Genomic DNA, 12,147 nt, shown 5'->3' with positions numbered 1-12,147 from the left:
TAATTTTATTTAGCCTGCTTTAAAGCAGCACTGACGGCTTCCTTAAATGCCCGACTTGTTGAAGTAGCACCAGATACAACATCAACGTTTGCAGTCTTATCTTTTACCATTTGTTTTTGAAGCTGCTTAATTGCTTGACCGCCATAATCAGGTGACTCACTTTCCTTGAGGACCTCAATTTTAGCCGGTTTTTGTTGCTCATCAACGGTTACCCGGACAACTATTTCATTACCCATTCCGCTACTTGATTTGCCAATATATTGGTTTTTACTGGTTGGATAATCGTTTTCAGCTGCAAGAGGAACTGGAAACGATGTCGAATCGACCTGCTCGTTTACTTGCGCGCTTGCCCCAGTCACAGTATCGTTTTCCTTTGGTTTAGCAGCATTTTCACCGGCAATCTTGCCAAAAATCAAGCAATCGGCAATATCTCCGCCGCCGTTATATTGGTTAGCGCCAATATGACCTAGCTCACCCGCAGCGTACAAATGTGGTAATACCTGCTGGTCTGTATCAAGTACTTCCGCCTTTTCATTTCGTCTTGGTCCACCTTGAGTATTAAGCATCGTGTGCTGCTGTTTCAAAGAATAAAATGGGCCAGACAAGGAAAGTTTAGCCATCGTTTCTGGCTTTCTACCACATTGATAATCAACACCTTGGTCAACAAAGAAATTATATGTTTTAAGTGTGTTTTGTAAGGTTTCTTCTTTAACGCCAATTTCGTTTGCTAAATCAGCAATTGTGTCAGACTTAACTACTTTATTTAAAACTTCGCGCTGGAAATTATCTAAATCTTCAGCCAAAAATTCGTCATATTTCTTTTGATCAAAAATTAAATGCGGATGAATTTGAGCAAGGGGAATCCGCCATAAACCATGGTTATAGCGATGACCATGACGGGTTGGATCATCTTCAGGAATATAGCGGGTACCGTCATCACCAACCGTAATTAGTGAACCCTCAAACAAAGCTTTCCAGCCCATGATATTATGAGCACGTTCGCCTTTTGGCGCTGCAATATTAACGGCACCGCCTGGTTCATAATTATTCATGTGCCACAAATCAGCACCAACTTCTATAGCCATTTTGATTCCGTCGCCCTTGTTATATAGAGTGCCGTATGGTAAAAGTTTCGTTTCTCCCAAATAATCTTGAATCATCTGGTCATTGTTTTCAAAGCCGCCTAATGCCAGAACCACACCATTTTTAGCCTTAACATTGAACAAATGACCATTATTTTCAATTTGAACACCAATAATTGTTTTAGTTTCATTTTGAATTAAGTGTTTGGCTGGCGTTGAATATAAAACCGAAATCTGATCACTGCGGTCTAGTACATTTTGCCGTAGTTTCTTCCACAATGCCGCATCAAAAATTCGGTCATGAATTAAGAGATCATCATTTGTCTCCGCACCTTCAAATTCGGGGTATTCAGCAATCATGTATGCCAAAAGTGCTACGTTCTTATTTCCCGGATTTTTGCGAACACTAAAGGCTTTTCCGCCTAAATATTTTTCAAAATAAGCCGGTAAATCCACCATCCCTTTAATAAAGGTATCTAAAACTTTTTCATCTAAATCAAGAGGGGCAGTTAATTGTTGGTAATACTTTTTCAATTGATCATAATCATAACCTGCCTGAACAATTTGACCACAATAACGGGTATTACCACCTTCATGTCCTTCAGGTGCGCTATCGACTAAAAGAACATTGGCCCCGTTATCCGCTGCAAACCGAGCTGCTGTTGCCCCAGCACCACCAAAACCAACTACAACCACATCATAAACTGCATTCCATGAATCATTATCTTGCAAAAACATTTTTCTATCCTCTTTTTGCATAATTAGCTAGCGGCATTAATACTATTTTTATTAATAATCATTTGGTGTCGGTATTTCAGGACAGTTTTCCCTGTCCACCTTTTAAATGCTTTGTAAAAAGTAGTCACATTGTTAAAACCGACTAAAAAACTGACTTCAGCTGTATTTAGTGTCGCATCCTGTAACAAATTAAGTGCCAAAATTTTTTGGACTTCATTAACTTGCTCTTTATAACTTGTTCCCTCATTTTTTAACCATCGCTGAACAGTTCGCGGTGATATTCCTAGCGCATTAGCAACATCTTTTAATTGAAAATTCCCGCCAGCAATTAGTTTAAACAAGGTATTCTGCACTATTGCCTTGAATGGTGGATCAACCTTTAAGTCACTGATATATTTTTTTAATCCTGGTTCCATAAAATTCCACATAATATCATTTTGGGTTAAAAATGGTTTTAACAGATCGCTTTTACTAAAAACCAAGTAATTATCATGGCAGCTTTGGGCACTAAGTCCTAAGTATTCAGTTATTTTCTTACCATAATTAAATTTACTGCCAATTGATAATGGCTTAATTAGCTTACCGGTCCCAGTCCTAAGCAAACTAATCAATGAGATTTGATCCACCAATAGACTAAACCTAGAATTTTTCCGCGAATCATCTAAATAGCTTATATGAACTCTTAGCTTTTCCCCCTCTTTGAAAGTACCAATCTCAATTGGCCCAATTAATTGCTCGTATGATGAAAGCCGTTCGATTGCCTGCAACCCGTTTTTACTAGATAGCGCGGCAAAATAAGGAGGAACAAATTGGTAAATATTGCTTACATCACTACAAGCTAACAGCTGCTCATCAGTTGCTTTTTGATCTAATATGGCAAATGAATGTGAACTTTTTAGCCACTTTGAATTAAAATAACGCGTCATATTTCCAGAATCTAGCAAAGCTGAAATAGAATCAAACGGATATCCTAGTTCTTGCAAAAAGCCTTTTAGATCTTTAGCGACTGCTTGATCCATCATTGTCCTCCTATCTAATTCGTATTGTATACCCTTTCATTTTTTAAAAATATGCTTTTTGGTGCAATTTTATGCTTAAACGCGCCAACAATTATGCTTTTAGTTTTATTTTAGAACAAACAAAAAAGGTTGAACTATAAAAGTTCAACCTTTTATTTATTTTGCAACTGCAACTACTCGTTTTTCTCGAATAACTGTAATTTTAATATTACCAGGATAATCAAGCTCTTTTTCAACTTGATTTCGGATATCACGTGCCAATACTGTGATGCGATCATCAGAAATTTTTTCTGGTTCAACCATTACCCGAACTTCACGTCCAGCCTGAATGGCATATGCCTGCTTAACCCCATCATATCTATTAGCAATCTTTTCCAGTTCAGTCAATCTTCTAATATAATTTTCTAAACTTTCACTCCTGGCACCTGGACGAGCCGATGAAATCGTATCTGCTGCAACAACTAATTCAGCAATAAACGATAACTTCGGCACATCCCCGTGATGCGCTGCAATTGCGTTAACAACAACATCTGGTTCATGATACTTTCTTGTCAATTCTACACCAATTTCAACGTGTGACCCTTCAATATCATGATCGATGGCTTTTCCAATATCGTGTAATAATCCCGCGCGAACCGCTAATTTCTCATTTAAACCTAGTTCAGCCGCCATTGTACCGGCTAGTTTTGCAACTTCAATCGAATGGCCAAGAACATTTTGACCGTAAGAAGTCCGATATTTTAGCCGACCAAGTATTTTAACAAGCTCAGGATTCATTTTATGAATTCCTAATTCCATTAAAGCGCTCTCTCCAGCTTCATAAATATCATCATTAACTTCTTTACGTGCCTTATCAACCATCTCTTCAATTCGAGCTGGGTGAATCCGGCCATCCTTGATCAAACGTTCCATTGCTCGTTTGGCAATTTCTCGTCTGATTGCATCAAAACCGCTTAGAGTAACAACTTTCGGTGTATCATCAATTATTAAATCGATTCCAGTAAGTGCCTCAAAGGAGCGAATATTACGGCCCTCACGACCAATAATTCGTCCTTTCATTTCTTCATTTGGCAAATCTACAACCGATACCGTTGTTTCTGCCACAGTATCGGCAGAACTGCTTTGAATTGCGTCAATAATAACTTTGTGTGCATAATGATCAGCTTTAGCTTGAACTTCTTCATTACTATTTCTAATCATTTCTGCTCGTTCTTTGACTAACTCATCTGATAATTGACTCAGCACCAGTTTCTTACCCTGCTCCTTATCTAAATGAGCAATTTCATAGAGCTTTTGCTGGCTCTTTTCAACTAGTTCATCAGCTTCCTGAACTTTTTGATCTAGATCAGTTTGCTCTTTAGCTAGCTGCTTTTCCTTTTCCTTGAGTTCATCCTCCCTTTCTACCATCAAAGAATTCTTGTGATTAAGAGTATCTTCTCTTTGCTGTAAACGGTTATTATCACGTGCAATCGCATCGCGCTTGACGTTTAACTCATCCTCAACTTTTTGTCGATATTCTTGAATCTTTTCTTGAGCTTCAAGAATTTTTTCTTTTTTCGTGTTTTGTGCACTTTGCTTTAAAGCATCTGCTGCTTGCTTTTGTGCGTTGACTTCAGCTTTTGCAGCATCTACTTGTGCTTTTGCCTCGGTTAATATATGGTCGGCATCGTTTTGAGCATTTTGCGCTCTTTTTTCCCAGCCATTCTTGCGAATAGCATATCCAATACCTGTTCCCAATAAAATTGAAATAATAGCAACTGCGACGGGAATCAAAATTGTATTTGTCATGATTACTATCGCCTTTTTTATTTTTTTAAGATTATTCACACAGTATTAATAATAATGAACCGTGGTGGTGATGTCAATTAAGTAGAAAAAAACCTTGACCTATTTTACAGGTCAAGGTTAATCTCTTCGACTTTAGTTACTTTTGCTATCTGCTTCTCTTTTATCAGAAGCTTCCTTTTCTTTACTCTCAGTCTCTTTTGTTTTCTTAGCTTTGATTTTTTCAGGATCTTCGCGTTCAGCAACAGATTCTTCATCAATGCCATATGCCTGACGTACCTTTTGTTGGACTTCATCATAAATATCTGGGTGGTCTTCAAGGTATTTCTTGGCGTTTTCACGTCCTTGACCAATTCGCTCTTCATTATACGAGTACCACGAACCGGCCTTGGCAATAATATCTTTATCAGCTGCCATATCGAGAAGTTCACCACTTTGTGAGATCCCTTTACCATACATCATATCAACTTCAGCAACCTTAAATGGCGGCGCAACCTTATTCTTGACAACTTTAATCTTGACACGATTACCGGTTATCTCTCCACCAGTCTGCTTAATCTTTTCAGCTCGTCTGATTTCTAGCCGAATTGTCGAATAAAACTTCAGTGCACGTCCACCAGGTGTGGTTTCTGGATTACCAAACATAATCCCAACTTTTTCACGAATCTGGTTAATAAAAATAGCAATTGTTTTGGTTTTATTGATATTACCAGAAAGCTTACGCAAAGCCTGACTCATTAACCGTGCTTGAAGTCCGACGTGGCTGTCGCCCATTTCACCATCAATTTCAGCTTGGGGCACTAAAGCAGCAACTGAGTCAACTATCAAAATGTCAATCGCGCCACTAGTAATCAGCGTGTCAGCAATCTGCAAGCCTTCCTCACCTGTATTTGGTTGTGACAAAATAAGTGAGTCAACGTCAACTCCAAGTGCTTCTGCATAGGCTGGATCCATTGCGTTTTCTGCGTCAATATAGGCAGCTGTTCCCCCGCGCTTTTGCACTTCTGCTACAGCATGCAAAGCTACGGTAGTTTTACCTGAAGATTCAGGCCCATAAATTTCAACAATTCTTCCACGCGGATAGCCGCCAACTCCAAGAGCTGCATCAAGTGCAAGCGAACCAGATGGAATGGTCGAAATTTTAGTATTTGCCTTATCGCCCATGCGCATAACAGCACCTTTACCAAAATTTTTCTCAATTTTCTTCAGTGCATTTTCTAATGCAGCCTGTTTCTCATCTTTGGCCAAGTATTTTTCCTCCTCTAGTATAATCCTCAATTTAATACGTACTAATTATACTTTGATTTAGTATATATTTGCAAGAAATAAGCGAACAAACGTTTAAATTTGTTCCTTCACTACTAAATACGCGAAAAAGCCGATTTATTTTTTTAATCCTTTCGGTTGTAACCATTTTTGTAAGAAATTTAAAATGACATCTGCCAATATTGCCATTAGTGCGGTTGGCAACGCACCAGCTAAAATAATTGCACTACCATTAGTAGCATTGGTACCACGAATTATGATATCACCTAAACCCCCTGCACCAACAAAGGAGCCAATCGAAGTAATTCCGATGGCAATAACTAACGCATTTTTTAGGCCAGCAATAATAACTGACATTGACAAAGGCAATCTAACCATGCGCAATACCTGCCATTTAGTCATACCCATGCCCTTACCAGAATCAATTACATTTTTGTCAACGCTGCGCATCCCAGTGTATGTATTTTTAATAATCGGCAACAAAGAATATAGCGTAACAGTAAAAATGACCGTCATCACGCCTAATCCCAAGCCAATCATCACAATTGACAGTAATGCCAGCGAAGGAATAGTTTGAATAAAGTTAGCAATTTCAACGACAAAATCACCTAAATGGGCATTACGTGAAATAAAAATACCTAACGGAATTCCAATAATGGCCGCAAATAACACGCCATAAATCGAAATTAGGAAAGTTCGATTAAACTGTTCAAGCACATAAAAGCCATTATGTTGATAATAATAAATAAATTGCTGCCATAAAGATAATCTAGCCATTATTTCTCCTTTCTAAAGTAATCATGCTTTACTAAGAATTGGTGCGCCACTGTGGACGGTTCAAGCAGCTTATCATCAACGTCATAATTCATTTTACGAATATCATGAACACTAATGTTACCTACTAACCGCTCTAAAAGTGGTTTTAATTCCGGGTGCTCGCGCAAAACATAGTTATTAATCAACATGCCGCAATTATACGGTGGAAAGAAGTGTTTATCATCTTTTAACAAGTGCAGCTTATAACTATCGATTCGGCCATCGGTTGAATAACCTAAAATAACGTCCATTTTACCGTTTTTTAAAGCTGAATAAACTAACCCGATGTTCATCGGGTGGGCTTTGGCAAAAGTTATACCATAAGCTGTCTGAAAAGCAGGATAGCCGACTCCTGGGGCATTAACCCATTCAGATGCAACCCCGAAGGAAAACTTATTTTGCACCTTTTTTAGATCTGAAATATTGTACAGGTGGTATTTCTTCTGATCTTTTGCCCTAACCATGAATGCATAATTATTGGCAAAGCCATAAGTATGAAGATACGTTTGGTCCCACCGTTTCTTTACTTCGCGTCGAACCGTATTATTAGCCTTTTTTGAATCTTTGATTGCCGGCAATAACAAATTGGCAGTCAGTTCACCACCATCATAGGCAGCTGCCTGAATATCGGCATCATGGCGGTAAAGCGCTTGGTGCTGCATAGGTGCCGAACCTAAATTATTTACGATCGAAGTTTTATATGGCGTTTCGTGTTCAATAAGTTGCGCCACAATATTAGCAACAATTTGCGATTCAGTCGTTGTTAACGCAGTTATTCTAATATTTTCGTTACTTCCTTGACTGTCAGATAATCCTGGTAAACCGCAACCACTGGTAGCCAGCATAACCAAAAAAGCAGTAATCAATAATGTTAATTTTTTAAAGCAATTTTTCATTATGTTAGCCTCCCTATATGCCTTTTGGCGTGATCTTTTTTTCCAATTTACCTAGTAAATAATCTGTTAACAGAGCTAGGATAATTACCGGAATAGTACCACCAAAAATTAGGTCGGGCTGATACAAGCTAAGGCCATTGAAGATAAAATCACCTAGGCCTCCTGCACCAATGTATGAAGCCAAGGTTGCCCAAGCAATCACATAAATGGCTGATAAACGGATTCCAGCCATAATCACTGGCATTGCCAATGGAATATCTACTTTTAAAATCAATTGCATTTCTGTCATGCCAAGCCCACGAGCTGAATCGACCGTATCCGCATTGACATCCATCAGGCCCACATAAGTATTACGTAAAATTGGCATTAAACTATAAAGAAATAAAGCCACAATTGCAGGCACTCGGCCCACGCCAAAGAAGGGAATCATCATTGCCAATAATGCTAGTGCCGGAATTGTTTGCAACATGCTGGCAAGCGCAATTACAACTTTTGCTGTTCGCGGAAATTTCATTAAAATGACGCTTAAAGGAACTGCGACAATTATTCCCAGTGCAAGCGAAATTGCAGAAATATAAATTTGCTGCCAGGTTTTAACTAACAATTCGGAACCGTGCTGAGCCATAAAAGCTGACATTTTAATTCGCCTTCTTTTCAGTCTGCGTCTTTAACGTACTCTTGTCGCCCCAAATTTTTTCATAAACAACGTTTACCAAACTAGAGCGAGTAACGATTCCAACTAGTTTATTAGCAGAATCAACCACTGGAATATATTGCCCATTGCGACTTAAAATGCGGCTAAAGTTATCCCGCAAATATTCATCCGATTCCACAGTGGCAGTAACTGGCAACATAATATCACTTACAGTACTTACTTCAGGATACTTACGCTGCAAGTCAGTAATTGAAATATAGCCTTTTAAGTGATTATCATCATCAACTACCAGTAAGGTATCAACGCGGTGCTCTTTCATCATGGTCAACGCATCAGTAAGCGATGCACCTAAATTAATTTTGACAGGAGCTGTCATCACATTCTTAACTTTGACCGTTTCATATTTTGCTTCTGACAGACGCTCTTCACCAATTAAGCTCTTAACAAAGTCATTTGCCGGATGGTGCAAAATTTCTTCAGGTGTTCCTACCTGAATAAGTTGCCCATCATGCAAAACGACAATTTTAGTAGCCAATTTGAGAGCTTCGTCCATGTCATGCGTTACAAAAACAATCGTTTTGCCCAATTGCACTTGTAAATTTTGTACCAGTGTTTGCAAACTTTCACGAGTAATCGGATCAAGTGCACCAAAAGGTTCATCCATTAAAATTAAATTTTGATTTGCAGCCAATGCCCGAACAACACCAATTCGTTGTTGCTGTCCACCTGACAATTCAACCGGATAGCGATCCAAAAATGATTCCGGTAATTCTGCCATCTTGATTAATCGTTTAGCTTCCTCAGCTAATTTTTCTTTAGGCCATTTTAATAATTTAGGTACTAAAACAATATTTTCCCTAATTGTCATGTGTGGCATTAAGCCATTATTTTGAATGACATAACCTATTCGCCGGCGTAAACTTACCGGGTTAAATTCTGTCACGTTTTTACCGTTAACTAAAACCTCGCCCTTAGTTATACTATTCATCCGGTTAATCATTCTCATTAACGTGGTTTTTCCTGAGCCAGAGGTACCAATTAAACAGCAAAATTCACCCTTATCTATTTTGAAATTAATATTTTCAACTGCTGGTTGTTTTGACTTCGGATAAATCTTAGTCACATTTTTAAATTCAACCATTGGTATTTCCTTTACCATAAAATTCCCCCTTTTTCAATTTTATTTCTAATTTAATCCTAACAAGTTAAACTGAGCTTGGCAAATGAGAACGTTAAATGGCGATATCAGAGCAAACAAAAAACACCAACAAAGTTGGTGTTTTTTAGTTAATTCTCATAAACTTACATTGACCCTTTAAATACATCCCATGAACTGTGGAAGTAATCCCATCCTGAGTAGATGGTAAAGATTAGCGCAAGGTAAAGTAAAATCGTACCAATATGGTAGAAGTCACCAATCAATAAAAAGATGATTGACAACATTTGACAAGTGGTCTTAATCTTTCCTGGCATTTCTGCTGCCATCACTTGGCCCTTGTTTTCAGCTAAGATTAACCGTAATCCGGTTACTGCTAGTTCACGGCAGACAATAATGGCAACAACCCAAGCCGGTGCCAATTTCAAGGAAATCAACATAATAAATGCTGTCATCGTTAACATCTTATCTGCTAACGGGTCGGCAAATTTACCAAAGTTAGTTACCAAATTGCGTGAACGGGCAATGTGACCATCAAACCAGTCGGTAGCCGAAGCAACCGCAAAAACAATCGCAGCAATAACTAATTTCCAGTAGACAGTTGTTCCAGCAACTTGCGTACTGGCATCACCACCAAAAATTATAATTAACATAAATACCGGAATTAAAATAATTCTAAAAACCGTTAATTTATTGGGTAAATTCATTCTTTACTTTTCCTCCTAATTGAATAGCTCATTATCTCCCATCAGTACTATTACTTGAAGAGCTATCAGAGTGATTAGTTTCACCGCTCTGTTCATTATTATTTGCTTGTCCAGTCTGTTGGCCAGTTTGACCACCTTGGCCACCAGTTTGACTATTAGTCTGACCAGTATGCTGGTTGCTTGTAGTTCCACTATTTTGATGTTGGTTCTGTTGCTGGTTGGTAGTTGTACCCGAATGACCAGTAGTTGAATTATTAGTAGTCGAATTACTATTATTAGTCGTATTAGATTGGTTTACACGGTGTTGCTTACCAATATAGAAGGTTAAAGTATTGCCAGTTGTTTGCGTATCATATGGTACTTTTTTGCCACCAAAAGAAATGGATGTTCCAGAACCATTACCAAAAGTAACCGTTACTGTTTGAGCAGTAGTTGGTAAATTCAAAGTATGCTTTTGATTAGGGTTCAAAACCTGTGAAAATTGGTGGATACCATTGATTGAAATAGAAACGTTAGTAGCCTGCTCACCAGCACGAACAACCAAATTACGGTTCTTCTTTAAGCCAGTAACACGGTATTGCGCCGTGGCCAATTCCTTGATTTTGACAGAGCTCTTCTTAATTTTCTTCTGCTTTTTCGGCTTGTTTGTATTATCGGAAGAAACCGATACGTCATTAGCAGAATTATTATTGCTCTGATTATTACCAGCTGAAAAATGCGCATAAACAACGTAACAAACCAAAATAACGACAATAATACCTACCCCAACGATAATTCGGGGAAGATATTCTTTCCAAAGTTTCTTTTTGCTACTAGTTGTTTTGCGGACTTCCTCACTCTTATTATCAATTGAATCCTCAACGTATTCCTCAGGTTCCGCTTGCGGAATTTCATTATGATATTCACTAAGCAGTTGTTTGCCATCTAAACCAACAACTTGCGCATATTGTCTAATAAAAGCACGCACATAAAAATCACCAGGGAGTTTGTCAAATTCATCCTGTTCAATTGCCGTCAGATATCTACCTTGAATTTTGGTTGCTTTTTCAATATCTTCAATTGAAAGTCCCTTTGCCTCTCTGGCACTGCGTAATTTGTCTCCGATATCTGCCATAGTTACCTCTTTTAATTTCTAATTTACACTTTGAGTATAACATATACTACTAATTACTTTTACCATTATATAAGCCATCCACCACTTACATAAATTGTCTGACCTGTTAAATAACTAGAACGTTTGTCAAGCAAAACGTTGACCCAGTAAGAAACATCGCTTCCCCTAGCGAGGCGCCCAGCTGGAATTTCTTCTTTTACTTTGTTCATGTCTTCCGTCGAAATCATGGCATTCATTGCCGTATCAACCGCACCGGGGGCAACAACATTGACCGTTAAATTAGCTGAAGCCACCTCTCGTGCATATCCTTGGCTAAAAGCCGTAAGTCCGGCTTTAGTTGCACTATAAACAGCTTCAAGCGCACTAGCCTGTTTGCCATAGACTGAACCCAGAAAAACAATCCGACTAAAATCATTTTTAGTTAAAAGCGGCTCTAAAAGTCCAGCTAGTTTAATCGGCGTTGTTAAGTTGACCTTAATCATATCGTCAACTTGACTCATCTCTTGCCCATTTACAAAATGATAATCCGTAATACCCTGAGCAAATACAGCGGCATTAAGCGGTAACAAGTCTTGAACGAACTTTGATAAGTCGCTATTTTCAGCTAAAAAACTTAGTCTAATTGGAATAAAATCCTGCTCTGGATATTGCTGCATTAGCTTTTGGCTCAATTGACAAGCCTCTTGCCACTTAGTGTGACAATGAAGATATAAAGACCAGCCAGATTGTGCTAGTTCAGTACAAATCGCCTGACCGATTCCGCCGGTTGCACCAAATACAATCGCTCGTCGCATCACAACATTCCCTTTTACTACTTATTTATGAACCAGCAAGCAAAAACAGTACTGCAATTATAGAATAATTGCTAAAACAACGCTACATTTTCAACTTTGTGTCCATATTCGGTTTAATT

General features: G+C 38.4%; 11 protein-coding genes. All 11 read right to left on the bottom strand.

Annotated elements, in window-relative coordinates; genetic code table 11:
- Positions 1 to 5 precede the first annotated feature (5 nt).
- Entirely contained in the window at positions 6 to 1,820 is a 1,815-nt protein-coding gene (locus tag J3U73_RS00995) for an FAD-dependent oxidoreductase (RefSeq protein WP_267409346.1), read from the bottom strand.
- A 23-nt stretch (positions 1,821 to 1,843) separates the two neighbouring features.
- Positions 1,844 to 2,839: a helix-turn-helix transcriptional regulator gene (locus J3U73_RS00990; RefSeq protein ID WP_220269370.1), complete on the bottom strand. Its 996-nt coding sequence runs from the start codon at positions 2,837 to 2,839 to the stop codon at positions 1,844 to 1,846.
- A 156-nt stretch (positions 2,840 to 2,995) separates the two neighbouring features.
- Positions 2,996 to 4,627, bottom strand: coding sequence for a ribonuclease Y (gene rny / locus J3U73_RS00985; protein WP_103752102.1), 1,632 nt, complete (start codon positions 4,625 to 4,627; stop codon positions 2,996 to 2,998).
- A 132-nt stretch (positions 4,628 to 4,759) separates the two neighbouring features.
- Complete coding sequence (gene recA, locus J3U73_RS00980; protein WP_220269369.1) at positions 4,760 to 5,872, bottom strand: recombinase RecA; 1,113 nt, start codon at positions 5,870 to 5,872, stop codon at positions 4,760 to 4,762.
- Between the two features lie 135 nt (positions 5,873 to 6,007).
- A complete protein-coding gene (locus tag J3U73_RS00975; RefSeq protein WP_220269368.1) occupies positions 6,008 to 6,667 on the bottom strand; it encodes an ABC transporter permease in 660 nt (219 codons plus the stop codon).
- Entirely contained in the window at positions 6,667 to 7,602 is a 936-nt protein-coding gene (locus J3U73_RS00970; RefSeq protein ID WP_103752099.1) for an osmoprotectant ABC transporter substrate-binding protein, read from the bottom strand. The genes J3U73_RS00975 and J3U73_RS00970 overlap by 1 nt, the downstream gene beginning before the upstream one ends.
- Before the next feature lie 13 nt (positions 7,603 to 7,615).
- Entirely contained in the window at positions 7,616 to 8,239 is a 624-nt protein-coding gene (locus tag J3U73_RS00965; RefSeq protein ID WP_103752098.1) for an ABC transporter permease, read from the bottom strand.
- A 1-nt stretch (position 8,240) separates the two neighbouring features.
- Complete coding sequence (locus J3U73_RS00960) at positions 8,241 to 9,416, bottom strand: ABC transporter ATP-binding protein (protein ID WP_103752097.1); 1,176 nt, start codon at positions 9,414 to 9,416, stop codon at positions 8,241 to 8,243.
- Between the two features lie 143 nt (positions 9,417 to 9,559).
- The gene (pgsA, locus tag J3U73_RS00955) at positions 9,560 to 10,120 is read right to left on the bottom strand and encodes a CDP-diacylglycerol--glycerol-3-phosphate 3-phosphatidyltransferase (RefSeq protein ID WP_103752096.1); all 561 of its coding nucleotides are present in this window, start codon (positions 10,118 to 10,120) and stop codon (positions 9,560 to 9,562) included.
- A gap of 31 nt (positions 10,121 to 10,151) precedes the next feature.
- Positions 10,152 to 11,234, bottom strand: a complete 1,083-nt coding sequence (locus tag J3U73_RS00950) for a helix-turn-helix domain-containing protein (RefSeq protein WP_267409345.1) — start codon at positions 11,232 to 11,234, stop codon at positions 10,152 to 10,154.
- Positions 11,235 to 11,299: 65 nt separating this feature from the next.
- Positions 11,300 to 12,028 carry an elongation factor P 5-aminopentanone reductase gene (ymfI, locus tag J3U73_RS00945; RefSeq protein ID WP_267409344.1) on the bottom strand — a complete coding sequence of 243 codons (729 nt, stop codon included), beginning with the start codon at positions 12,026 to 12,028 and terminating at the stop codon, positions 11,300 to 11,302.
- Positions 12,029 to 12,147: the final 119 nt, after the last annotated feature.

Origin of the sequence: Lactobacillus sp. B4005 (assembly GCF_026536045.1) — a bacterium.
Lineage (GTDB): Bacteria > Bacillota > Bacilli > Lactobacillales > Lactobacillaceae > Lactobacillus > Lactobacillus panisapium.
The sequence above is the reverse complement of the archived record's forward strand: the minus strand, read 5'-3'. Positions and strand labels throughout refer to the sequence as shown.

What these genes read in the sequence shown, in the direction of transcription:
- J3U73_RS00970 (WP_103752099.1), bottom strand. Translation starts at nt 7,602, where the DNA reads ATGAAAAATTGCTTTAAAAAATTAACATTATTGATTACTGCTTTTTTG.
- rny (WP_103752102.1), bottom strand. Translation starts at nt 4,627, where the DNA reads ATGACAAATACAATTTTGATTCCCGTCGCAGTTGCTATTATTTCAATT.
- J3U73_RS00990 (WP_220269370.1), bottom strand. Translation starts at nt 2,839, where the DNA reads ATGGATCAAGCAGTCGCTAAAGATCTAAAAGGCTTTTTGCAAGAACTA.
- J3U73_RS00965 (WP_103752098.1), bottom strand. Translation starts at nt 8,239, where the DNA reads ATGTCAGCTTTTATGGCTCAGCACGGTTCCGAATTGTTAGTTAAAACC.
- ymfI (WP_267409344.1), bottom strand. Translation starts at nt 12,028, where the DNA reads ATGCGACGAGCGATTGTATTTGGTGCAACCGGCGGAATCGGTCAGGCG.
- J3U73_RS00975 (WP_220269368.1), bottom strand. Translation starts at nt 6,667, where the DNA reads ATGGCTAGATTATCTTTATGGCAGCAATTTATTTATTATTATCAACAT.
- J3U73_RS00950 (WP_267409345.1), bottom strand. Translation starts at nt 11,234, where the DNA reads ATGGCAGATATCGGAGACAAATTACGCAGTGCCAGAGAGGCAAAGGGA.
- J3U73_RS00960 (WP_103752097.1), bottom strand. Translation starts at nt 9,416, where the DNA reads ATGGTAAAGGAAATACCAATGGTTGAATTTAAAAATGTGACTAAGATT.
- J3U73_RS00995 (WP_267409346.1), bottom strand. Translation starts at nt 1,820, where the DNA reads ATGTTTTTGCAAGATAATGATTCATGGAATGCAGTTTATGATGTGGTT.
- pgsA (WP_103752096.1), bottom strand. Translation starts at nt 10,120, where the DNA reads ATGAATTTACCCAATAAATTAACGGTTTTTAGAATTATTTTAATTCCG.